Origin of the sequence: Myxococcus sp. CA033, from assembly GCF_013336625.1 — a bacterium.
In the GTDB taxonomy this organism is placed as follows: Bacteria; Myxococcota; Myxococcia; order Myxococcales; family Myxococcaceae; genus Myxococcus; species Myxococcus llanfairpwllgwyngyllgogerychwyrndrobwllllantysiliogogogochensis.
In genome coordinates this window covers 117,003-138,452 of the sequence record NZ_JABUMU010000007.1, presented here as the reverse complement: position 1 = coordinate 138,452, position 21,450 = coordinate 117,003, and the positions used below count along the sequence as shown (strand labels likewise).

Annotated in this window: 22 protein-coding genes; 4 read left to right on the top strand and 18 right to left on the bottom strand. The window is 66.6% G+C overall.

Features of this window, described 5'->3' with window-relative positions; translation table 11 throughout:
* Positions 1-70: 70 nt before the first annotated feature.
* The 12 genes from HUA78_RS19930 to HUA78_RS19875 all read right to left on the bottom strand — a co-directional run bounded on the left by HUA78_RS19930 (position 71) and on the right by HUA78_RS19875 (position 12,581).
* Positions 71-1,459: an MATE family efflux transporter gene (locus HUA78_RS19930; RefSeq protein ID WP_174455541.1), complete on the bottom strand. Its 1,389-nt coding sequence runs from the start codon at positions 1,457-1,459 to the stop codon at positions 71-73.
* A 154-nt stretch (positions 1,460-1,613) separates the two neighbouring features.
* Positions 1,614-2,426 (bottom strand): DedA family protein, encoded by an 813-nt coding sequence (locus tag HUA78_RS19925; protein WP_174464536.1) that lies wholly within the window; start codon positions 2,424-2,426, stop codon positions 1,614-1,616.
* A 16-nt stretch (positions 2,427-2,442) separates the two neighbouring features.
* On the bottom strand, positions 2,443-3,462 hold the full coding sequence (locus tag HUA78_RS19920) for a hypothetical protein (protein WP_174463818.1): 1,020 nt from the start codon (positions 3,460-3,462) through the stop codon (positions 2,443-2,445).
* A gap of 27 nt (positions 3,463-3,489) precedes the next feature.
* Entirely contained in the window at positions 3,490-3,960 is a 471-nt protein-coding gene (locus HUA78_RS19915; protein WP_141644409.1) for a cyclic nucleotide-binding domain-containing protein, read from the bottom strand.
* Between the two features lie 38 nt (positions 3,961-3,998).
* The gene (locus HUA78_RS19910; RefSeq protein ID WP_174466263.1) at positions 3,999-4,514 is read right to left on the bottom strand and encodes a gamma carbonic anhydrase family protein; all 516 of its coding nucleotides are present in this window, start codon (positions 4,512-4,514) and stop codon (positions 3,999-4,001) included.
* Between the two features lie 26 nt (positions 4,515-4,540).
* Positions 4,541-5,929, bottom strand: a complete 1,389-nt coding sequence (miaB, locus tag HUA78_RS19905) for a tRNA (N6-isopentenyl adenosine(37)-C2)-methylthiotransferase MiaB (protein WP_174463819.1) — start codon at positions 5,927-5,929, stop codon at positions 4,541-4,543.
* Positions 5,930-6,002: 73 nt separating this feature from the next.
* Positions 6,003-6,524 (bottom strand): hypothetical protein, encoded by a 522-nt coding sequence (locus HUA78_RS19900; RefSeq protein WP_174466264.1) that lies wholly within the window; start codon positions 6,522-6,524, stop codon positions 6,003-6,005.
* Positions 6,525-6,686: 162 nt separating this feature from the next.
* Complete coding sequence (locus tag HUA78_RS19895; protein WP_174476928.1) at positions 6,687-8,756, bottom strand: hypothetical protein; 2,070 nt, start codon at positions 8,754-8,756, stop codon at positions 6,687-6,689.
* A gap of 598 nt (positions 8,757-9,354) precedes the next feature.
* On the bottom strand, positions 9,355-10,185 hold the full coding sequence (locus tag HUA78_RS19890; protein WP_174476927.1) for an Imm49 family immunity protein: 831 nt from the start codon (positions 10,183-10,185) through the stop codon (positions 9,355-9,357).
* Positions 10,186-10,207: 22 nt separating this feature from the next.
* Entirely contained in the window at positions 10,208-10,780 is a 573-nt protein-coding gene (locus HUA78_RS19885) for an imm11 family protein (RefSeq protein ID WP_371745618.1), read from the bottom strand.
* Between the two features lie 23 nt (positions 10,781-10,803).
* Positions 10,804-11,466 (bottom strand): hypothetical protein, encoded by a 663-nt coding sequence (locus tag HUA78_RS19880; RefSeq protein ID WP_174476926.1) that lies wholly within the window; start codon positions 11,464-11,466, stop codon positions 10,804-10,806.
* Positions 11,454-12,581: a hypothetical protein gene (locus HUA78_RS19875; protein ID WP_174476925.1), complete on the bottom strand. Its 1,128-nt coding sequence runs from the start codon at positions 12,579-12,581 to the stop codon at positions 11,454-11,456. Before HUA78_RS19875 ends, HUA78_RS19880 begins: the two co-directional genes overlap by 13 nt.
* 226 nt (positions 12,582-12,807) lie before the next feature.
* Here HUA78_RS19875 and HUA78_RS19870 point away from each other — a divergent pair, with 226 nt between their 5' ends.
* From HUA78_RS19870 to HUA78_RS19855, 4 genes are all read left to right on the top strand, one after another.
* On the top strand, positions 12,808-13,452 hold the full coding sequence (locus HUA78_RS19870; RefSeq protein WP_174466269.1) for a glutathione S-transferase family protein: 645 nt from the start codon (positions 12,808-12,810) through the stop codon (positions 13,450-13,452).
* Positions 13,453-13,596: 144 nt separating this feature from the next.
* Positions 13,597-13,893, top strand: a complete 297-nt coding sequence (locus HUA78_RS19865) for a hypothetical protein (protein WP_141644404.1) — start codon at positions 13,597-13,599, stop codon at positions 13,891-13,893.
* Between the two features lie 131 nt (positions 13,894-14,024).
* Positions 14,025-14,453, top strand: a complete 429-nt coding sequence (locus HUA78_RS19860) for a YciI family protein (RefSeq protein ID WP_174476924.1) — start codon at positions 14,025-14,027, stop codon at positions 14,451-14,453.
* 57 nt (positions 14,454-14,510) lie between these two features.
* Positions 14,511-15,434: a JmjC domain-containing protein gene (locus HUA78_RS19855; protein ID WP_141644402.1), complete on the top strand. Its 924-nt coding sequence runs from the start codon at positions 14,511-14,513 to the stop codon at positions 15,432-15,434.
* A gap of 21 nt (positions 15,435-15,455) precedes the next feature.
* Here HUA78_RS19855 and HUA78_RS19850 read toward each other — a convergent pair whose 3' ends face one another.
* From HUA78_RS19850 to HUA78_RS19825, 6 genes are all read right to left on the bottom strand, one after another.
* Positions 15,456-16,853 carry a VWA domain-containing protein gene (locus tag HUA78_RS19850; protein ID WP_174459111.1) on the bottom strand — a complete coding sequence of 466 codons (1,398 nt, stop codon included), beginning with the start codon at positions 16,851-16,853 and terminating at the stop codon, positions 15,456-15,458.
* Positions 16,853-18,163: a class I SAM-dependent RNA methyltransferase gene (locus tag HUA78_RS19845; protein WP_174476922.1), complete on the bottom strand. Its 1,311-nt coding sequence runs from the start codon at positions 18,161-18,163 to the stop codon at positions 16,853-16,855. Before HUA78_RS19845 ends, HUA78_RS19850 begins: the two co-directional genes overlap by 1 nt.
* Before the next feature lie 36 nt (positions 18,164-18,199).
* Positions 18,200-18,583 carry a TIGR02266 family protein gene (locus tag HUA78_RS19840; RefSeq protein WP_141644399.1) on the bottom strand — a complete coding sequence of 128 codons (384 nt, stop codon included), beginning with the start codon at positions 18,581-18,583 and terminating at the stop codon, positions 18,200-18,202.
* A gap of 68 nt (positions 18,584-18,651) precedes the next feature.
* On the bottom strand, positions 18,652-19,308 hold the full coding sequence (locus tag HUA78_RS19835) for a CoA transferase subunit B (protein ID WP_141644398.1): 657 nt from the start codon (positions 19,306-19,308) through the stop codon (positions 18,652-18,654).
* 7 nt (positions 19,309-19,315) lie between these two features.
* Positions 19,316-20,014 carry a CoA transferase subunit A gene (locus tag HUA78_RS19830; RefSeq protein WP_141644397.1) on the bottom strand — a complete coding sequence of 233 codons (699 nt, stop codon included), beginning with the start codon at positions 20,012-20,014 and terminating at the stop codon, positions 19,316-19,318.
* A 79-nt stretch (positions 20,015-20,093) separates the two neighbouring features.
* Positions 20,094-21,275, bottom strand: coding sequence for an acetyl-CoA C-acetyltransferase (locus HUA78_RS19825; RefSeq protein ID WP_141644396.1), 1,182 nt, complete (start codon positions 21,273-21,275; stop codon positions 20,094-20,096).
* Positions 21,276-21,450 lie beyond the last annotated feature (175 nt).

Below are 21,450 nucleotides of genomic sequence, written 5' to 3'. Positions count from 1 at the left end.
GCTCACTTCATGCCACCAAGCCTGGAGCAAGCCCCCGCCGCGCACGCCAGGTCTTTGAGATGACTGAAGGCTACGCGCTCACGACGGCCACCACGGCGGGCGCCTCCACCGGGTCGACCAGGGACTTCTGCTCCCACGCGCGGCTCTTCCACCGAATCCACATGGAGATGCCCCGCAGCCACTCATCGGCGGCGACGGCCAGCCACACGCCCGCGAGCCCCAGGTTCAGCTTGAAGACCAGGACGTAGCCCAGCGGCAGGCTCATGCAGACCATGGACAAGAAGCCCATGTAGACGGTGAAGGGAGCATCCCCCGCGGACCGCAGCGCGTTCACCAAGACCAGATTGAAGGAGCGCCCCGTCTCCAGCAGGAGCCCCAGGACGATGACCTGGGACGTGAGCCGGACGATGTCGCCGTCATGGGTGAACAACCCCACCAGCGGCGCGCGGACCAGGATGGCCGCCACGTCCACGACGAAGGTGATGGCCACCGCCCACTTCAGGCTCTGGAGCACCCGGCGGTACGCCTCGTCGACCTGCCCCGCGCCCACCAGCCGGCCCACGATGATGGCCGTGCCCATGCCGACAGCGAGGCTGAACAGGAAGATGTACTGGGAAATGGCATTCGCGTACTGCCGCGAGGCCAGCGCCGTGGGCCCCAGGAACGTCACGTAGTAGAGGAACACCGCCTGGCAGGACTGGTACGTGCCCTGCTCCACGGCGGAGGGAATCCCCACCCGGAGGATCTTCCGGAGCGTGTCGCGGGAGAACGTCACGTAGTCGCGCGCCCGCATCTTCACGTCCATCACCCGGTACAGGAGCCAGGCGAACACGACGAGCGCCACCGCGCGGCTTCCCACCGTGGACAGGGCCGCGCCGGCCACTTCCAGTCGGGGAACGCCAAGCAGCCCGAAGATGAGCAGCGCATTGCCGCCCACGTGCAGCGCATTCATCCCCAGCGCGATGAACATCGACTCGCGCGTGAAGCCGTAGGTGCGAATCAGGCTGGAGCAGACGTTGATGAGCGCCTGGAGGAAGATGAACCCTCCGGCGATTCCCATGTACGTGCGCGCGTGCTCCAACACGATGCCGTGCAGGTTCATCCGCAGCAGCAGCGCATCGCCGAACAGCAGGAGCCCCGCGCTCACCGTTACGCCAAGCAACAGGTTCAGGGTGATGGCCACCGCGGAGATGCGCGCGGCCTCCTCCGAACGTCGCGCACCCAGGTACTGGGACACCACGACGGAGGCGCCGTTGCTCACCACCTCCATGATGAGGATGCAGATGAACAGGTACTGATTGACGACGCCGACAGCGGAGACCGCGTCGTCGGACACACCGCTGAGCATCAGCGTGTCCGCCGTCCCCATCATCATGAAGAGGAGGAGCTCCAGGAAGATCGGCCAGGTCAGCCGAAACAACCCCATCCGGGTGGGGCCCTGCACTGTCGTGTCTGCCATGGTCCGCCGCGCTGAACTCGCGCGAGGGACTAACAGTCGCCGCACTGCGTCGCCAGCCCGTTCGCGCCTGCCTGCCATGGACTCAGGGAGCCTCGCGGCTCCTATGAGCTCAAATGACGAACGTGCGCACGTGACGGGCGAGTCACGCGCGTCGTCAGTGCTTCATCAGCTCGCGCGAGGAGTCCACCACCGGCGACTTCTCCGAGGAGGTGGAGCTCACCTTGAACAGCGGCTCGGAGCCGCCCTTCACGTTGTTGCGAGACGCGCTCGGGGGCGAGGACTCGTTGGAGGAGAGCGACGGAGTCGACACGGGCGAGTTGGGAGCCAGGCTCTCCTGCTGCTTCTTCGCCGCCGCGCGGCTGCGTCGCCACAGGAAGTAGCCGATGCCAGCCACCGCGAGCACGCCCATGACGGCGTACTGGCCTTCCTTGAACTTGGAGATGAGCATGTCCAGCTCGCCGCCGAAGTGGAAGCCGAGCCACACGAAGATGGGCGCGGACAGGAGCGCGGCCAGCCCATCCCAGAAGATGAAGCGCCAGTAGGACATGCCCACCGAGCCCGCGGTGAAGTACGTCACGGCGCGCACGCCCGGCATGAAGCGCGCGATGCAGACAATCTTCTGTCCGTGGCGCTCGAAGAGCCCTTCCACCCGCGCGCGCTTCTCCGCCGTGACGATGCGCGCGAAGAAGCCTCCGCCCTTGCCATCGCCGTTGCGCCCCAGCTTTCCGCCCAGCCGACGGCCGGCGAAGAAGATGAGGCTGTCACCCACGAGGATGCCGGCGAAGCCCACCGCCATCATCACCGGGAGGCTCGCGGCGCCCTTGTGCGCCAGGAAGCCGCCCAGGATGAGCGAGATGTCCTCCGGCAGGGGAACCCCCAGGCCGCAGGCCACGAGGATGCCAAAGACGGTGGCATAGGCGATGAAACCCTGTGAGTCGCCGAGCAGGTTGGTGAGAAGGTCTTGCACGCGTTGTCCCGTCCGTTCACTTCCGATTGGCTTGCTGGGTCACCGCCCGAGCCAGCCCATCCAGCGCCCACACATCAACCGGGCGCGTGTCCTCAAAACTCCGCGACAGGGTCTTCAAACCGAAGTACCCCTCGCGCTGGGCCGCCTCGTAGGCCCCCGCTGGTGCCCCCGTCGCCGTCAGGGCCAGCGCTCGGCTCAGCAGCGCCACCCCGTAGTCGTCGACCGTCCCCTCGCCCGCCCCTTTCGCCCGCGCGTCCTTCAGCGCCGCCGCCCCACCCGCCCAGCGAGCACCCAGGCGGCCGGCCAGTCGCGAGGACAACAGCCCCCGCGCCAGCTCGCGCACCACGGGCTCGGGCTCGGGGGCTCGCGTCGCAGGCCCCACCACAATCACCCACCCGCGCCCCGTGTCGACCGGTCGCACGCTTCCCTCGGCTTCGAGCAGATTAACCACCACCCGGGGTGCTGGCTCACCTTCCCGTAGGCCCAGAAGTCGGGCTGCTTGTTTGAACGGGCCGTCCAGCAGGGGCAACCAGGCGCGTTGCGCGGCGCGGAAGTCGGGCAGCGTCTCCGCTCGGAGCGCCGCCACGGGCCACTCACGCTCCACGCGGGCCAGCAGCGCCTCCAGCCCCACCAGGTCCCCAGGAGCGCCCGGCACATCGGGGCCTCCGAGGATGCGCGCCAGGTACACCTCCACCGGCTCCGGGTGCGCGGCGAAGTAGGCCCGCGCTTCCTCGAGCACCGACGGGGCCGCTGTCGCCAGCTTCTCCCGGACGAGCGTGCGAGCGCGGCCGTAGCGATAGGTGGGAACGGGGTGGGCCCGCTCGACGGGGCCGGCGTCGTAGCCGGCGCGGTTCAGCAGGGCGAACAGCGTGAAGACGCGGACATCGGCGCGCACCTCCAGGCCACCCGGAGTGTACTGGCTCGCGAACCAGTCCTCCTCGGGGGCGATGGAAACCTGAGCGGTCGACCCGGCGTGCGCGGGGGCCGACGCATGGACCCCGAGCAGTAGGAGGAAGGCCAGGTGGGGGGCTCGCATACCGGCGCCCACGCTACCACGGGCCTCTCAGACGGCCGGAGCCTTTCCGATGAGGGTGCGAATCATGTCCCGGTTGTCGCGGGCCTTCTGGCCGAAGAAGCCGACGATGCCCATCAGCAGCTTCACGCAGGCCTGCGGCTTGGTGGCCAGGAGCTTCTGGAAGTCCGCGGCGCGAATCTCCAGCGCGGAGACATCCGTGACGGCGGTGGCGGTGCAGAGCCGCTCACCCTTCTGCACCAGGGCCAGCTCGCCCAGGGGTTCGCCGGTCCCCACTTCGCCCAACGGGACGTCGTCACCCGAGGGGCTCCTGGCGCTCAGTCGCACCGTGCCCTCACCGACGATGAGGAGCGACTCCCCCGTCTTGCCTTCGGTGAACAGCGCGGTGCCCTTCGGGAAGGCACGCGGCACGGCCACGCCCGCGAAAATCTGGATGCCGGTGTCCGTGAAGCCCTTGAAGAGAGGGCACGCCTTGAGGGTGTTCGCAGGCACGAGAGCCATGAGGCTGGGTCCTAACACGGGCCGCGCGGGCCGGCGAGTCAGCGGCTGGCGCGGTACTCGGAGGCCAGTTGCACGTAGTGATGGGCGGACATCAGGAGGAACTCGCGCTCCGCTTCGGTGAGGGGCCGCTTCATCTTGCCGGGAGCCCCCATCACCATGGAGCCAGGAAGCACCTTCGTCCCGGGAGTCAGCAGCGTCCCCGCGCCGATGATGCAGTCGTCCCCTATCTCCACCTCATCCAGGAGGATGGCGCCCATCCCGACGAGGACGCGGTTGCCCACCGTACAGCCGTGCAGCACGACGTGATGTCCCACTGTCACGTCGTCACCGATGACGGTGCTCGACCTGCCGCCGGTGACGTGGACCAGGGACAAGTCCTGGAGGTTGGTGCGCTTACCCACGCGGATGGGATTCACGTCGCCGCGCATCACCGTGTTGAGCCAGACGGAGGAGTCCTCGCCCAGCTCCACGTCCCCCACCACCTGGGCGGAGTCGTCCACGAAGCAGCTCGGGTGGACGCGGGGGGTCACCCCGCGAAACGCTCTCAGCGCCATGCAGTCACCTCTTGCGCGAGCGGCCCTCAGGCCTCCGCGACGACGTGGAACGGCGAGACGGGCGGCGCCACCGGCAGCGGCTCCACGGTGGGCAACTGCAACACCGCCAGTTGCTTTCCGGAGAGCTGGTTGGGCGTGGAGCGATCCACCTTCACCGTCACGAAGGAACCCGTGGGCGCGTCGCCCTCGAAGTTGACGGTGCGGTTCTCCGGCGTGCGGCCGAAGCGCTTGGCGGCGTCGTAGCGCGAGTGGCCCTCCACCATCACCTCCACCACCGAGTCCACCAGGGCCGCGGTCGTCTCCGCGCTGATGCGACGCTGCAGCTTCTGCAAGCGCTCCAGCCGGGCGATCTTCACCTCGTGCGGAATGGGGCCCCAGTCCTTCTCGCGCAGCGCCGCGCCCGTCTTGGGGCGGGGGCTGTAGATGAAGGAGAACTGGTTGTCGAAGCGGACCTCCTCGGTCAGCTTCATCGTCATCTCGAACTCCTCCTCGGTCTCCCCGGGGAAGCCCACGATGATGTCGGTGGTGACGGCGATGCCCGGCCGCGCCTCGCGCAGCTTGTTGAGCCGCTCCATGTACTGCACCACGGTGTAGTCGCGGCGCATCATCTTCAGGATGCGATCACTCCCGCACTGCACGGGCAGGTGGAAGTGCGGCGCGATCTTGGGCTGCGTGCGGAACGCCTCAATCAGCTCGTCGGAGAGGTCGTGCGGGTGGCTGGTGGTGAAGCGCACGCGCTCGATGCCCGGCACCTCGGCGGTGCGCAGGAGCAACTGGGCGAAGGACACACCGCCCAGGTACGAGTTCACGTTCTGGCCGATGAGCGTCACCTCGCGCACGCCGACCTTCGCCAGCGAGTCCACCTCCAGGAGGACCTCCGGGAAGGCGCGGCTCACTTCACGGCCGCGGGTGTGCGGGACGACACAGAACGAGCAGACGTTGTCGCAGCCCTTCATCACCGTGACGAACTCGGTGACCTTGCCGCGAGACGTCTCCGGGTCCGCGCGCGGGAAGACGTACTCCTCCGAGTCCACGAAGGCGGTCTCCACCACCCGAGCCCGCTCCGACTCCACGCGGCCGATGATGTCCGGCAGGCGGGCGATGTTGTCGGGACCGAAGACGAAGTCCAGGTACGGCACCTTCTTGATGAGGCGGTCCTTCTCCTGCTGGGCCACGCAGCCGCCCACGCCGATGAGCGCGCCGCGACTGGCCTTCACGGGCTTGTAGCGGCCCAGGGCGGACAGCATCTTGTCCTCGGCCTTCTCGCGGATGGAGCAGGTGTTGAGGATGATGAGGTCCGCGTTTTCCGGCACAGGCGTCGGCTCGTAGGACATCTTCGCCAGCACCTCGCTCATGCGGAGCGAGTCGTTGACGTTCATCTGGCAGCCGAAGGTGTGGATGAAGTAGCGCTTCATGGGGATTCTCTGAGCAAGAACGTGCCCTTATGCGACGGTCGGGCACGGAAATCAACCGAACCTGGGCCCGTGGTCATCCCTGACTGAGCAGTCCGGTCATCCGGGTGTGGAGGTCCAGGAGGGAGGCCTCGCGTTCCCGGAGGAGCGCCAGGGTGGCCTCGCCATAGCGGCGGCCCAGGGCCACCGTCTCCCGTTCCTGCTTTCCCAGCTCGTCCCGGACGCGGGTCCGCAGCTCCTCCGGCGGGCCCTCCGAGGTCGCCTCGAGCTGACGCAGCTTGTCGTCCAGCTTCCGAGCCGTCCACCGGCGGCCCCCGAAGGCGCGCAGCATGGCGATGCCCTGCTCCAGCGCCTGGGAGTCCAGGCCGGAGGCCGTCTGGGCCAGGCCGTGGGCCCGGGCCAGGGTCTCCGCCCCTGGGTCCGAGCCGGCGTGGGCCAGGAAGGTCTCCTGGTAGCGCACCAGGGCATCGAGCAAGGCGCCGTCCACGGGCGGCATGGCCATGCGAAGGGTCCGGTCATCCGCCGCGGAGAGGTGGGTACCCGTCTCGCGGTTGGGGACGTCCTGGTAGCCGTGGTCGTCGAAGAGTGAGGGGGCCATGGGACTCCTGGGGAAAGGCCGGGCAGGTGTAACAGGGCCCGTCCCGTCGCGGTAGGGTTCGCGACACTCCTCTCCTGGCGCGAATCTGAACATGCCCAGGTAGCGCGCCGCCGAGCGTCCCCACCCGCGGAACCTGCACTCGCCAGGATGCGCTCGTTCAGCTCACGAAGGGGCTCCCTGCTTCCCTGAAGGCGAGGCCACCCCCGCTGCCGCCGCGGCCGATACGCCAACAGGGGCGGCGCCCGCCGCTGCCGCTGCCGCCGCTTCTGCCGCTGGCGAGGCGCCTGCCGCCCCCATCGGACCCATGGCGGGCAGAACGTCCGTGCGCTCATAGTCCGAAATCAAATTCAGGAGTTCGGGATTGAACGTCCCCGTCGCGACAGGGGGATGAGTCAGAGCCCCGGCTGCGCCGCCCGGCCCTGGATTCAAGGCGTCCTTGACGGCTGCGGCCCTTTTAGCAACAGAACCCGGGCCTTTATCCAGAACCCCCTGCTTGACATTGAAGTCAAAGATCACCGCGCGATACATTGCAACCATCTTCCGGGTCTGCGCCACAACCAGATCGAACTCTCCGCGATCCTCCAGTTCGACAATCTCTCCAACCAAAGCACCGAGATCCGAATTGATTCCCAGCAACCGCGCCCGGTTATTTCGCAACCAGTGCCGCTTGACAAAGCACTGCAGTCGCCCCTGTATATCGTGATTGCTCGCGATCAGATCCATGGAATTGACATATCGCCGCAAAAAATCCCTGTCATTGCAGCGCTCGATAATCCAATCCCTCTGCCGAACATCGACTCCTCCATCCGGATAGTTGGCACATACCCTGACAAACTCAGCAACATCACCACCGCCACTCCTCTTGACAAAATTATCAAACAATGTCTGCTTGTGTATTATACCTTTGCCATCAGGCCAGAGTTGATAGGCCATCGGGATGCCTGCTGAAATAGCCTCACCGAAAGACTGATCCCCCTCTGCGATAGTGAATGACCTATCCGCGGCGCGCCACAGTTTCTGCATGACGGAATAAGGAATCACCGCGCCCGGTTCCATGGCCACAACCTTTGTCGTCCGATCATCCTGGATCAGAGTAGACACACTGAACCACTTATTCTTCTCGACCTCCAGAACGCGGAGTCCTCGAGTCCGACAATACTCGCCGATGTATGACGCCTTATTGCGCCGACCTTTACCGCCCGCTCCGCCCTGTTCCATGAGATTGTGATTGACGGGCAAGACGATGGCATTCTTGATGCCGACATCAAACACGACGCGATCCAGTAAAAGATCGTATCGAGCCTTGGACTTCTGGCCGGCACCATAACCAAAAAAGAACCGACACCCCTGGTGGTACTTCCTCAAGAAGTCACAAAGCGCCTTTGTGGACTTCTCGGCATCGGACTTCTCGGCATCGGACTTCTCGGCATCGGACAGCTTCAACTCGGCAAGTGGGATCGGCGCTCTCAACTCCTTGTTGATCATGATACCGATTTCACCGTCCCCCAACCCCGACTGCCTTGTGAAGACGTCCAGCGCCCTCCCGACGCGATAGCTATACTCCGATACAGCCAGATCCCCCTCCGTAGTGGTGGCAGCAGGAGTCTCCAGGGAGATATCCGGACTCCATCCCACTTCCTGCACCTTACTGACCCACGGAAAACTCGACAGCATCGTGTCGAATTGGGAATGGTTCGAGGTGGCGACGATCCTCCATCCCGTCCCCTGGTGAAGCAGACGCCCCGTATGCAGGCCGTTGATCAGGTCGCCAAAACCATTCTGGTCCGCACTGTTGACCAGGATGTCCACATACGGGAGCTGCAAATCCGAATAGAGCGAGTCCAACTGGATCTGCTGTTCAGGCGTCAGCGGCTTGCGTCGACGATGCCCCCCTCTCCCTTCCCAGTGTTTTCCCAGTGAAGAGGCCCCTGCGGCGGCAGCGGCAGCGGCTGACCCTGTCGCCGCCCCCTTGGGGTTCTTCGGGACCTGTTCTTTGCTTGGTTTGGATGCCACGGCGCTGGCGCCCGAGCCAGCGGCCGACTGGGCGCGCAAGCGTTGATAACGCTGCTGGAGCGTCTGCAGGGTCGATTGGAGTCGAGTCGCCAGGTACTGTTTCGTGGCCCAGTCGACGGGGACGCCTTCTGCTTTCAGATCTTCCGTGCAGGAGGTGCAGAAAACGGCCTTTGCACCCTGGCCCGCCCCCACGCTCTTCCCACAAATTCCACAAGACATGTATCGGATCCATCGCGAGGACTTCGCGCGTAAAAGACATGCGTGAGCTTCGTGTCGACGTCCGTGGGCGGCGTCCGGGGAGGACGTAGGCCGATGAGGGCTCCGAAGCGGCGTTACCCAGGCCGTCATGCATGGCGCAGGGCAGGCAAGAGGGGGCCTGCGCCAAGGTCGAGAGGCACGACGCGGTTTCTCGCCGTGCCACTGCGGGCGACTTTTCAAGGCACAGCAAGCGCTGTGCCGCAACACACTCAGCCCGCCTGGAGGGCGAGCGAGCGCTCCAGGACATGCACGGCCCGCGTTCCCCAAGAACGCGTTCGCGTCCTCGGCGGACGCCTGGCGCGAGGATGAGAAGAACAGGAGCGCTTTGCGGGTAGCAGGCGGGCGGGCACCACGGGCTTCGCTCCTGCGCCGCGCAGGAACTTCACCTGTGACTCGCTGGTGCGGCTCAGAGCCGACGCAGGAAGGCGATCAGATCGCTCTTCTGCTCGGGGGTGAGGGACTCCGGTGGGCCTTCATGCGCTGGCGGATGGACGGGGATCTCCTCCTCCAACCCCGGCGCCACCCTGCTTGAGGGAGCGCGCCGTGACGCGCGAGGGAGTCAGGCCGGCGACGAGCCTCGGCGCGTGGGCCGCCGTGTTCCGCTCAGCTTCGTCATCTCCGCGAAGATATCGTCCGGCCTGCCCTCAAGGGCGTACTCACGGACACTCCATGGGCATCGGCGAAAAGTCCGTGCCGTGGAGTGGAGCCCCTGGGTGCTCGCGATTCGAAGCAGCGCCAGCCCCTCGATGAAGACGCGGCTTCGCGGCTCGAACGTCGACACATCCTCGGAGTGAGGACTCAGGTCGTCCTGTTCCAGGCAGTGCCCGTCGATGACCGCCTCCAAGGCTGATTCGAAATCCTCACGAGAGCCTTGCTGCAACGCCGTGCATACGTCGAAGCGGCTCGAGTGACTGTCCTTGACGGCCGCCTCGAATCGCCGAAGCACTGTCCCCCTGACGACTGGGTCGGCGCGCTTCAGGCATTGGTGGAGAAAACACTGATACGCGAAGTCATCTTCGTATTCCCCATCCGGTATCCACACCGAGGGAGACAGGTCGCCAATCTCGACAGCCAAGGCGATGTCGCCCGCGGCCACCGCGCAGAAGAAGGCCTCGCTTCGGCCCCTGGCACACCGAAAATCGTTCGGAGGGCCCTCGTCACGGATGCGACGGAGATAATCCCGCCGTGCCAGCGCCGCCCAGCACAGGTGCTTCTGGAAGCTCGCTCTGTCCGCGGCCACGAGCAAGGCACAGCAGGCTGTCGCCTGAAAGCACTGCTCCACCTCCTCGTAGACCCGCCCCAGCTCCACGGCGGGAGCACCCCCGGCGATGGTGGCCAGATGCTCCTGGAGCTCCTCCATGATGTCTTGTTGCTGGGCGTGCAAGCTCATCGAGATGCACCCTCCGGGCAGCTCAGGACTCGAACTCGTCGATGGGCGTGAAGCGGAGGCCCGTGAACCCCTCCTCCTCCAGCGCCGCGGCCAGGTCCGGGTGGACCAGGACGTAGTACTCGAGGTGCTGGGGTCGGAACAGGAGCAGCTCTGGATTGATTGCCTCCGGCTTGAGCACCAGCTTCGTACAGGAGCTCATCTTCTCCGGGTCGATGTTGTTCCACCGGTACTTGGACTTATCCTTGTCGATGCAGTCGACGACCTTGAACGGATTGACGATGAAGTAGTCATCGCTGGCGACCTTCTTCTTGTGGTCGATGATTGAAACGCGAAGATACTCGACGTCGCGCGGCCGCCTGGCTTCGATCACGTCCTTCAGCCGGCGGGAGACCACCAGCGCCCGGTTCAGGTTGCTGATGTTATCCGCCAGGGCGATGTACTTCCGGTGCTTGGCGGACATGGCGAAGCTCGCATCGGCCGGAAAGCCCTGTGCCCGGCTGACGCCCTTGCTGAGCTGATACTCGTCCTCGACATTCAGGACGCCATCCAGGACACAAAAACGATCTCCGACATCCCACTCCCAGACGACGGGCATGACGCTCACGTTCACCTCAGGTATCAGAACGGCAGCTTGATCTTCTTGAAGATGGAGTCCAGCAGCGAATACGCCACGCCGGGAGAACGATGGCTGGGCGTCTTCCCCATCGAGAAGGGGTAGTACCACTTGCGCGCGAAGCCCTCGTCGTGTCGGCTCCTCCAGCAGAGCTTCGTGCCGCCTTTTCGCGTGCCACGGGACTCCAGGCGCCCACGAAATTCGATACTGGCGCTTCGCAGCTCCTCCTTCAGCTTCGCGATGTCGACGTCATGAACCTTCTTCTTCGCGGTGAGGGAGCACCAGACGTTCTCCTTCAGGTACTTCGAAACCTCGTCCGTGAACCCATCCCGGGTGTTGTGGTCCACCTGGTGGGAAGGAAGGTCCACGGGGCTCTCTCCATCGGAGTCCCGGTACTGCCGGTTCAAGGGGAGTCCGATGAGATTGTGAGCGGCGTTGATGTCCCACGGCGTCACCCATAGACACGCCTCGATGTAGTCGGCGAGGTCTGGCGGCGACTTGGGATAGTCCCCCCTTCGCTTTCCCACGGAGGACACACAGTCGATGTGATGTGCCTCCCAGAACCCTGGCCTCTCGAAGCCGGTGTTGCAGTTCTTCTGGAATCCGCTCACCCGCTGCGTGACGATCTCCCGCTTGCGCGTCTTCGCGATGTGTTTCACAAGGCGCATTGCGCCCTCCCCGCGGTCATCGACGGCGGACTCCGAAGGTCGGGCCCGCGTTCGAGCAGTACGCTTGCGCGGTGGCCGTCATCGCCAGCCACCAGAATCAACGCGTGCCGTCCTGGGCCGTAGCCTCGGGCGAAGGCTCGCGTGGCGAGACAGACCGAGACCAGTGGGGACACGGTCCCCAGTTCACCGAAGTTCAGGGCTGGAATGACGGACCTCCATTCCTCGACGCGACATGCGTCCCGCGCCCGAAGCAACGTCTGGCCCCACTCCCTCGCCCGGAACTCTTCCCCGTTGAGGTCCAGATAGAGACTTCCCTCCGGAATCGACGTGGCCCCTGCTCGCACCAGGGCCATGGTGAGGCTCTCCCCCATTGCCCGCCCCATGGGAGGAGCCTTCGCATCGCGGCTTTGCGTCTCCTGGGCCGTCACCGGACTGAAGAGGTAGGCAATGGGAGGCCGCGCGCGCTCGCGGGCTGCGTCCCGACGTTCCAGCAGCAAGGCCACGGCCCCTTCGCCCGGCAAATACCCCACCGGATGATCGGGCGTCTTGAGGCGACGCGTCTCGAGTTGTGCCTCGATTCGTTCTGGCGACACGAGTGAGTCGCAGGCCAGCACCAACGCCTGGTCGCACCGCCGTGCCGCGAGCAACTCCATGGCCTTCGTGAGTGCCTGAATGGTCCCACCTCTCTCGTCCTGGAAGAGATGGAGTGACATCGGCGTGGGAATGAAGCGCGCCTCGGCCTGGATCCGGGCCGCCAGCAACCCCGCGACCTCGGTGGACTCCCTTGTCGGACTCGTCCCATGTCCAAGGCTTCGAGGAAGACAGAGGAAAAAGTCGAGCTGCCCCCACCAGTCTCCGTGGACGGTCGCCTCCAGGTCCTCCAAGGCCGCGACACCGAGTTGTACGAGCCGACCGATTCCCTCGAAGCCCTCGGTCAGGGGGCCAGCGGTGTGGCCCACGAGGGCAACGCGCTCGGACGTCACCTCATCGAGGCAGGTGCTCAACGCCAATTCACTGGCGCGGACGATGCCCGCCCTCGCAGCCGCGGCGGCCTGGGTGACAGGGCCCAGGGAGGTCGCCGCGCCCATGGCGCAAAGCCCGACGGAGACTGACATTGATTGGTGGGATGCCATCCGACTTCCCTCCCAGAGTCCGAACTCCCAGTATGCCACCGAGCGCATGGGAAGGACAGACGCCGGCTCCGCGTTACGCGTCGAACGCCTTCCTCCACGCCGGGCGCGCGGTGCCTCAGGACGGGCCCGAAGATACCTGACAAGCCCTTGTCACCCCTGGCGGGCAGGTTCCCCCTTCATCCATCCGCACGGTCCAGGAGAACGCTTCATGAAGCTCTACTTCCACCCCTTGTCCGGAAACTCGCGCCGAGTCCTGCTCGTCGCCACCCACCTCGAAGTACCTCTCGAGCGCGTCGTGGTGGACCTGCCAAACGGCGAGCAGCGCGCGACGCCGCATCTGGGCCGCAATCCCAACGGCCTCGTTCCTGTCCTCGATGACGATGGCTTCCTGCTCTGGGAGTCGCGCGCCATCATGCAGTACCTGGCCGAGATGACGCCGGGACAAACCCTGCTTCCCACGGATGCGCGTGGGCGTGCTGACGTGACGCGCTGGCTCTTCTGGTGCTCGGCGCACATGGCGCAGGCATGCACCATCCTGGTCTTCGAGAACTTCGTGAAGGCGGTGGCGGGCCGTGGGCCGCCGAACCCCACGGAGGTCGCACGGGGCGAGGCGCTCTTCGCGCGGCACGCGCGCGTCCTGGACGAGCACCTCGCGGGCAAGACGTGGGTCTCACAGGAACGTCTGACGCTCGCGGACTTCTCGTTGGCCGCGGCGTTCGCCCTCGCCGGACCGGCGCGACTGCCTCTCGGGGAGCATGCGAACCTTCGGAGCTGGCTCGGTCGCGTGCAGGAGCTCGAGGCGTGGAAGCGCACCGCACCGTCCATGCCGCCATCCGCGAGCGTGAGAACCTGAGGCCTCACGCGCCCCCCACGGGCACTTCATCCGACAGGCAATGCGGCGACAACGCCTGGATGCGCACCCCGTTGTCCTGTCCGCGAAGCCTGCTAGCCTTTGCGCGCATTCCTCATGCAGGCGGACCCGACAAGGAGCGTTCCGATGAAGGCGGCTTGGAGTGTCGTAGTGGCCCTGACAGTGGGGCTCATCGTGGGATGTGGTGCTGGTGCGATGGAGGAGGACCCCGGGGTGGAGGAGGCGCTCGCCACGTCGGAGTCCGAGCTCGCCGTCTGCGGCGATGGGGTCTGCGCGCCCATCGAGCGACTGCGCTGTCCGGCGGATTGCCCTCCTGGCGAGTACTGCGGGAACAGGGCGTGCTGCCCTGGTGAAACGACGCAGAGCTGCCCCGAGGACTGCACCCAGGGAAACCCGGGCCAGTTCTGCTACCGGACATTCTGAGCCACCCCACGCGCCGAGGGGCCCACCGGCGCGCGGCAGCGTCCCCTGAAATGTCCGTGTCGAACCGCCGCACGGTCATTCGTTGTAGGGATGGAGCCACGCCTCACATCCCCACTCCAGGAGTCACCCGCATGCGCTTCATGCTCATCCCCCGACCTTCCACGCTGGAGCCCACACCCCCGGATGCCGCCTTCGACGAGGCCGTCTTCATCGCGCAGATGAAATACAACGAGGAGATGCACAAGGCCGGCGTGCTCATCGCCTCCGAGGGCCTCAGCCCGTCCCCGGGCGCGCACGTCGTCTTCAAGGACGGCAAGGCCAGCGTGAGGGACGGCCCCTACGCGGAGACGAAGGAGCTCATCGGCGGCTTCTACGTGCTGGAGGTGGCGTCGAAGGAGGAGGCCATTGAATGGGCCCGCCGCTACCCGGGCGGGATGGGCAATGACGACGTGATGGAGGTCCGGCCCCTCACCGGCACCGGGGACATTCCGCCGGCGCTGGTGACACTCATCGAGCAGGTAGCCCCCACCTGGAGCCAGACCTTCAAGAAGTCGCAGTGACGCGGCGGCCCCTGAACGCGTAAGAGACTTGCGAAGCCCCCACGAGCTCGCGTGTTAATGTCGCTCATGGATTTGGAGTCATCGGAGCGCCCCTTCCTCGAACAGCTCTTCGCGCCGCACTCGGGGCGCGAGTTCCTGGCGGAGTACTGGCCCACGCGGCATCTGGTCTGCCACGGCCCGCTCGAACGGCTCGGGGAGCTCGCGGCGCTCCCCGAGCTCCATGACCTCGAGCGGCTGCTGCACACCTACCGCAACCCGGTGATGGTCGCGCTGCCGGACCGTCGCGATGAGCACAGCGTCATCCGGGTGGAGGCGCAGACCGCGGCGGCGCTGTACCGCAGCGGGATGGCGCTCATCCTCGACTCGGCGGAGCGCTACCTCCCCCTGGTCGAGCAGTGGCTGCACATGGTGGCGTTCGAGCTGGGACTCGCGCGCAACGCCGTGGCGCGGGCCATCTTCTATGCCTCGCCGTCGGGTGGCGGCAACAGCCCCCACTTCGACGCGAACGCGAACATCGTCGTGCAGGTGCGCGGCACCAAGCGCTGGACGCTCGCACCCAACACACAACTGCCCCTGCCCACGGACCGCTGGGCGATGAACATGGGCCCGCCCTCGCCCGAGCTGGCCAGCTACCTGGAGCAGGAGCTACCCGAGCAGATGCCCGAGGGTGCCGAGGTCATCACGCTCGAGCCCGGCTCGGTGCTCTTCGTCCCGCGCGGCTACTGGCACTCCACCGAGGCCTCGGAGGACACGCTGGCGCTGAACTTCACCTACAGCCAGCCCACCTGGGCGGACGTGGTCAGCGCGGCGCTGCGACAGCAGCTGCTGAAGGACGTGCGGTGGCGCGCGCTCGCCGATGGAATCGGCTCGCCGGACCCCGAGCGCAGCGGAGCGTGCCACACGCGACTCTCCGAGCTGCTGCACGAGCTGCAGGCCCACGTCCTGGAGTTGGAGGCCCGGAAGATCGTGGAGGAGAGCTAGGGCGTGGGCTTCAGCCGCCCCTCAAGCCGGAACGAGCTGGTCAGCGATGCGGGCCAGGTCGGAGACGGAGGTCACGACCACGGCCTGGTGACAGTGCTTCTCGTACGTGAGCATCTCGCTGTCACCGATGCCCCAGTTGCCGCGCTGCTCGGGGCAGATCCACAGCAGTCGCTTCGCCTTGCGGCGCAGGTCCTTCAGCGCCCAGACGTTGTTGGCGTTGTAGTTGTTGCGCCCGTCCCCGATGATCATGACGGTGGTGCGGCGGGTGATGCTGCCCAGGTGGTCCCGGGTGAAGTCCGCCAGCGCGCGGCCATAGTTCGAGTTGGCGCTCAGGGACACCGTCTTGCCCGCCGTCGCCATGTCGATGGCCTCGTCCACGTCGAGGTCCTTGAAGTACTGCGTCACCTCGCCCACGTCTGACACGAAGACGAACGAGCGCACGCGCACGAACAGCGACTGCATCGTGTGCATGAACAGCAACATCATCCGAGCCGCGTTGCGGACCGAGTCGGACACGTCGCACAGCACCACCAACTCCGGACGCTCCGGCCGGCGGCGACGGAACTGGGGCAGCATGGGCACCCCACCCCACGTCATGTTCTTGCGCAGCGTGCGGCGGACATTGAGCGCGCCCTTGCGGTGCGAGCGCTGCCGGCGAATCAAGCGACTGCGCAGCTTCTCCGCCATCGTGCGCACGGCGGACTCCATCTGGTCCACCTCCGCCTGGGTGAGCAGATGCAGCGGCTTGTCCTGCACCGTGTCGGTGCGACGACGGATGCGAGCCTCTGCCTGCCGCTTCACCTCCTGGCGCGCGGCATCTTCAATCTTCCGCATCGCCGCGGCGACGTGGCGCGAGACAATCTCCACACCCTCCGGAGACAAGCCGCGCGCATGCAGCTCATCCTCCAGCGACTTCATGTCGGAGCGAGCCCGCTCCATGCCCGCACCCGCCAGCATGCGCCGTGCGAAGAATCCCCCCTGGAGCGGACTCTCCAGCTTCGACAAGTCCAACTGGAGCGAAGCCGTCCGGAAGATCTGCGCCAGCCGCGCCCGGTCCCCTTCCAGCACCGCCTGCGCGAGCGGAGACATCTCCGGCAGCAGGAGGTTCATCTGGTAGATGACCATCTTCAGCGTGTCCCCGTCCAGGTAGCCCTCTTCCTGGAGCTGCGCGGCAAGGGACTTGTCGATGGCCTCGAACGTCGCCGCCGCGCCGGAGAAGAAGAAGTCGAACGCGCGGTTGAACGTGTCCACGTCCAGCTCACGCTTCACCAGCGTGGTGCGCATCACCGCGCGGAACAGGGCCCGGTCCACCAGCCCCACCTCGGCGGTGGCCCGCAGCGCGTCCTGCACCTCGGAGGTACTCACGCGCACACCGTTCTGTCGGAGCACCTCGGCGAATTCGACGATGCGCGCGTCCATCAGCGTCCCTTCCCCGTGCCCGGCCGCTCGAAGGACATCACGGCTTCCACGTGGTGCGTCTGGGGGAACATGTCCACCACCTGGAGCGCCTGGGGCTTGTAACCCGCCTCCACCAGCCCCGCCGCGTCCCGCGCGAGCGAGGCCGGGTCACACGCCACGTACACCACCCGGCGGATGCCCAGCGCCACCATCCACTTCGCCAGCCCCGGCGCCCCCGCGCGCGGCGGGTCCGCCAGACACACGTCGAAGCGCCGACCCTCGGACACCAACCCGTCACAAACTTTGCGCGCATCCCCCTGCACGAAGCGCACGTTGCTCACGCCCGCCTCACGCGCGCTGCGCTGGGCCAGCTCCACGCCCACCGGGGACGACTCCACGCCCAGCACCGACGCGGATCCCGCGGCCAGAGGGAACGTGAAGTTGCCGTTGCCCGAGTACAGCTCCAGCACGGAGTCCTCGTCCCGCGCCGCCAGCTCGAAGATGGCCGACGTCACGAGCCCTACGTTGGCCTCCGCGTGCGCCTGCGCGAACGAATCCGGTCGCAGGTACAGCGGCACCTCCGGCCTCAGCGGCGAGTATGAGCGCAGCGCCGGCTTGCCCAGCACCCGGGGCGAGCCCTCCTTCGGCACCAGCACCGCGCCCTCCAACCGCAGCGCCCGCACGGCGGCCTCCGCGGCCTCCACGTGCCGCGCCGTCACCTGCCCCGTCAGGTTCACCGCGAACGCGGCCTTGTCGCCCTCGGCGAGCAGGAGCACCTCCTCGGTGTCCTTCGCCAGCGGCTTGAGCAGCGGCGCCAGCTTCCCCGGCAACGCGGTCAGCACGGGCGTGAGGGCACCGCACTCGGACACCGCGAGCCGCTCGTGGCTGCGCCGGCTGAAGTAGCCCAGCGCTCCCTTCCCCGCCGGATGCAGCACCGCGCGTCGGCGGTAGCCCCAGTCCCGAGGCGCCACCAGGAGCGGCCGGACGGTGAAGGACTCGCGCCGCAGGTGGCCCAGGTGCTCCAGGGTGGAGAGGACGATCTCCTGCTTCGCGCTTCGCTGGGCGGACTCGGCCAGGCCCAGCCAGTCGCACCCGCCGCACTCGCCGGCCAGCGAACACGGCGCCTCACGACGGTCCGGTCCGGAAGAGACCACCTCGCGCAAAAGCCCACGCAGCACGCGTCCCTGCGACTCCAGATGGACGCGCACGGTGTCGCCCGGGAAGGCGCCAGGGATGAAGACGGTGCGGCCCTGCCAGGAAGCCACGCCCTCGCCGAGCTGGCCGAGGCGGTCGATGGTCAGGGAAACGGGGGTCTCAGGGAGGGGCAGCATGCAGGCGCTCGGTGGGGGCGCCCGCGCGGGCCGCCGTTACTTCCGGGTCGCTTCCGACGGGAGCTCCGAGCGCAACCGCTCCACGAACTCCCCGATGCGCGACCGCTTGTCTTCGTCAACGTCCAGGAACTCCACCGCCATCCCCGGGGACTGCGGAGAGGCGGTGCCGAGCGCGTTGGTGCGCGTCACCCGGCCCTTCAGCTCCACCGGGAAGTGCGCTCCCGGCAGTGTCACCAGCAGCTTCACCACCGTGTCCACCGGCAGGGGCTTGTCGGTGTTGATGTAGAGGCCGCCCTTGGAAAGGTTGACGGCCCAGTCCGTCACGAAGCCAGCCACGCTGCGGTAGGCCACCGGCAGCTCGTACTCGACTCGCGGCGCGCGGTGGTCGATGGGGTTCAGCTTCTCCGAGGTATCGGCCATGAAAGGGGCTCCGCCGGGGAAGTCGTCCATACCACCCTCCCCCAGCGGCGCACCTTAGCCTTGCGCGCTCAGACTTTCATCTCGCGCACGTCCGGAGCGATTTTCAGCTTCGGCTCGGTGAGCTTCTGGACCAGCTCCACCGTCACGCCCGGGGCCAGCTCGCGCAGGACGAGCCCCTCCGGCGTCACGTCCAGGAAGGCGTGGTCCGTGACGATGTGGTGCACGCACTTGAGGCCCGTCAGGGGCAGCGAGCACTTCTTGAGGATCTTCGGCTGACCCTCCTTGTTCGCGTGCTCCATGGCCACGTAGATGCGCTTGGCGCCCACCGCCAGGTCCATGGCGCCGCCCATTCCCTTGACCATCTTCCCGGGAATCATCCAGTTGGCCAGGTCCCCCTCTTCGGAGACCTCCATGGCGCCCAGCACGGCCATGTCGATGTGGCCGCCGCGGATCATCCCGAAGGACAGGGCCGAGTCGAAGAACGCGGCGCCCTTCACCGTCGTCACCGTCTCCTTGCCCGCGTTGATGAGGTCCGGGTCTTCCTTGCCCGCCTCGGGGTACGGCCCGATTCCCAGCAGGCCGTTCTCCGACTGGAGCACCACCTCCACCCCCTCGGGGATGTAGTTGGGGACCAGCGTGGGAATGCCGATGCCCAGGTTCACATAGAAGCCGTCCCGCAGCTCCAGGGCGATGCGCTTCGCGAGTTGTTCACGAGTCAGTGGCATGGGGTTCTCAGGCCGTCTTGCGGACGGTGCGCCGCTCAATCCACTTCTGGAGGTTCTTCGCCAGGACGATGCGCTTCACGAAGATGCTCGGGAGGTGCACCTGGTCCGGGTCCAACTCGCCGGGCTGAACAATCTCCTCCGCCTCGACGATGGTGACCTTGGCCGCCATGCACATCATCGGGGAGAAGTTGCGCGCCGTCTTGTTGAAGATGAGGTTGCCGTGGGTATCCGCCTTCGCCGCGTGGATGATGGCGAAGTCCGCCTTCAGCGGTGTCTCCAGCACGTGCAGCCGGCCGTCGATGATGCGCGACTCCTTGCCCTCGGCCACCTGCGTCCCCGCGCCCGTCGGCGTGAAGAAGCCACCGATGCCACAGCCGCCCGCGCGGATGCGCTCGGCCAGGGTGCCCTGCGGGTTCAGCTCCACCTCCAGCTCGCCGGAGAGGTACTGCCGCTCGAACTCCTTGTTCTCCCCCACGTAGCTCGACACCATCTTCTTGACCTGCTTGTTCTGGAGCAGGATGCCCAGGCCGAGCTCGGTGGTGCCGCAGTTGTTGGAGATGATGGTGAGGTTCTTCACGCCCTTGCGGTGAAGCGCCTCGATGAGATTCTCAGGGTTGCCACACAGCCCGAAGCCGCCGCTCATGAGCGTGCAGCCATCCGGGATGTCGGCGACCGCCTCGTCCGCGCTCGCGTAGACCTTGTTCATTCGCCCTCCCGATAACGGAAACGGGGTGAAGGCCACCAAGGCCCCCACCCCGTCCCTCTCCCCGTGGGGAGAGGGTTGACTACCTCTCCACCATCAGCGCGATGCCCTCGCCGCCGCCGATGCACAGCGACGCGACGCCCCGCTTCTTGCCCAGGTCCTTCATCGTCTGCAGCAGCGTCACCAGCACGCGCGCGCCGGAAGCGCCAATGGGGTGACCGAGCACCACCGCGCCACCGCGCACGTTCACCTTCGACGGATCCAACCCGAGGATGCGGTTGTTCGCGAGCGACACCACCGCGAACGCCTCGTTGATCTCCCACAGGTCCACGTCCGCCGCGGCCACGCCCTTCTTCTTCAGGAGCGTGTTGATGGCGTCCGCCGGAGCAATCGTGAACTCCACCGGCTTGCGCGCGGCCTGCGCGTAACCGGTGATGCGGCCCAGAATCGTGCGGCCCTCGGCCTTCGCCTTCTCCTCGCTCATCAGCACCAGCGCCGCGGCGCCGTCGTTGATGGAGGACGCGTTGGCGGCCGTCACCGTGCCGTCCTTCTTGAACACCGGCTTGAGGCCCGGAATCTTGTCCGGCTTCGCGTTGCGCGGGCCCTCGTCCTCGGAGACCGTCGTCACCTCGTCCGGCTTCTTGCCGGGGATCTGCACGGGGACGATCTCGGCGGCGAACAGGCCGTCCTTCTGGGACTGAATCGCGCGACGGGTGGACTCCAGCGCGAACTCATCCTGCTGCGAGCGGCTGATGCCCTGCGACGTGGCGCACTCCTCGGCGCACAGGCCCATGTGGACGTTGCCATACACGTCCCAGAGACCGTCGAGGATCATCGCGTCCTTGAACTCCACGTTGCCCATGCGCGCACCACCGCGCATCGTGTGGCTCACGTACGGCGAGTTGCTCATGGACTCCATGCCGCCGGCGACGACGACGTCCGCCTCACCCAGGGCAATGGCCTGTGCGCCCGCGATGACGGCCTTGAGGCCGGAGCCACAGACCTTGTTCAGCGTGGTGGCGGGCACCGTCTCGGGCAGGCCCGCGAAGATGGTGGCCTGACGAGCGGGCGCCTGACCGACACCGGCCTGGAGCACACAGCCCATGATGACTTCCTGGACGGTCTCCGGCTTCACGCCCGCGCGCTCCAGCGCGGCCTTGATGGCCACCGCGCCGAGCTGCGGCGCCGTCAGCTTGGCGAGCGCTCCCTGGAAGGCGCCGATGGGGGTACGGGCCGCGCCCACGATGACGACGTCACGAGCCATGAAAACTGCCTCCTCTTGAGGATGTACGGATGTCCTTCGATAACAGCGGCGGTCGCCCTTATCACCGGGCACTCCCCGGAGTTCAAGCGTCCTCGCTCAGCGTCCGGACATGAGCGTCCACTGCGCGCGACGCACCGCGAAACGACGCCCAAGCCCGCGAAGTTCCTCCTCCTTC

Bases quoted from the DNA above. Each gene is read 5' to 3' on its own strand.
- HUA78_RS19895 (WP_174476928.1), bottom strand. From the start codon at position 8,756: ATGTCTTGTGGAATTTGTGGGAAGAGCGTGGGGGCGGGCCAGGGTGCA.
- HUA78_RS19930 (WP_174455541.1), bottom strand. From the start codon at position 1,459: ATGGCAGACACGACAGTGCAGGGCCCCACCCGGATGGGGTTGTTTCGG.
- HUA78_RS19860 (WP_174476924.1), top strand. From the start codon at position 14,025: ATGCGCTTCATGCTCATCCCCCGACCTTCCACGCTGGAGCCCACACCC.
- HUA78_RS19880 (WP_174476926.1), bottom strand. From the start codon at position 11,466: ATGCGCCTTGTGAAACACATCGCGAAGACGCGCAAGCGGGAGATCGTC.
- HUA78_RS19915 (WP_141644409.1), bottom strand. From the start codon at position 3,960: ATGGCTCTCGTGCCTGCGAACACCCTCAAGGCGTGCCCTCTCTTCAAG.
- miaB (WP_174463819.1), bottom strand. From the start codon at position 5,929: ATGAAGCGCTACTTCATCCACACCTTCGGCTGCCAGATGAACGTCAAC.
- HUA78_RS19885 (WP_371745618.1), bottom strand. From the start codon at position 10,780: ATGCCCGTCGTCTGGGAGTGGGATGTCGGAGATCGTTTTTGTGTCCTG.
- HUA78_RS19910 (WP_174466263.1), bottom strand. From the start codon at position 4,514: ATGGCGCTGAGAGCGTTTCGCGGGGTGACCCCCCGCGTCCACCCGAGC.
- HUA78_RS19830 (WP_141644397.1), bottom strand. From the start codon at position 20,014: ATGAACAAGGTCTACGCGAGCGCGGACGAGGCGGTCGCCGACATCCCG.
- HUA78_RS19840 (WP_141644399.1), bottom strand. From the start codon at position 18,583: ATGGCCGATACCTCGGAGAAGCTGAACCCCATCGACCACCGCGCGCCG.
- HUA78_RS19920 (WP_174463818.1), bottom strand. From the start codon at position 3,462: ATGCGAGCCCCCCACCTGGCCTTCCTCCTACTGCTCGGGGTCCATGCG.
- HUA78_RS19890 (WP_174476927.1), bottom strand. From the start codon at position 10,185: ATGAGCTTGCACGCCCAGCAACAAGACATCATGGAGGAGCTCCAGGAG.
- HUA78_RS19835 (WP_141644398.1), bottom strand. From the start codon at position 19,308: ATGCCACTGACTCGTGAACAACTCGCGAAGCGCATCGCCCTGGAGCTG.
- HUA78_RS19825 (WP_141644396.1), bottom strand. From the start codon at position 21,275: ATGGCTCGTGACGTCGTCATCGTGGGCGCGGCCCGTACCCCCATCGGC.
- HUA78_RS19855 (WP_141644402.1), top strand. From the start codon at position 14,511: ATGTCGCTCATGGATTTGGAGTCATCGGAGCGCCCCTTCCTCGAACAG.
- HUA78_RS19900 (WP_174466264.1), bottom strand. From the start codon at position 6,524: ATGGCCCCCTCACTCTTCGACGACCACGGCTACCAGGACGTCCCCAAC.
- HUA78_RS19850 (WP_174459111.1), bottom strand. From the start codon at position 16,853: ATGGACGCGCGCATCGTCGAATTCGCCGAGGTGCTCCGACAGAACGGT.
- HUA78_RS19845 (WP_174476922.1), bottom strand. From the start codon at position 18,163: ATGCTGCCCCTCCCTGAGACCCCCGTTTCCCTGACCATCGACCGCCTC.
- HUA78_RS19870 (WP_174466269.1), top strand. From the start codon at position 12,808: ATGAAGCTCTACTTCCACCCCTTGTCCGGAAACTCGCGCCGAGTCCTG.
- HUA78_RS19865 (WP_141644404.1), top strand. From the start codon at position 13,597: ATGAAGGCGGCTTGGAGTGTCGTAGTGGCCCTGACAGTGGGGCTCATC.
- HUA78_RS19875 (WP_174476925.1), bottom strand. From the start codon at position 12,581: ATGTCAGTCTCCGTCGGGCTTTGCGCCATGGGCGCGGCGACCTCCCTG.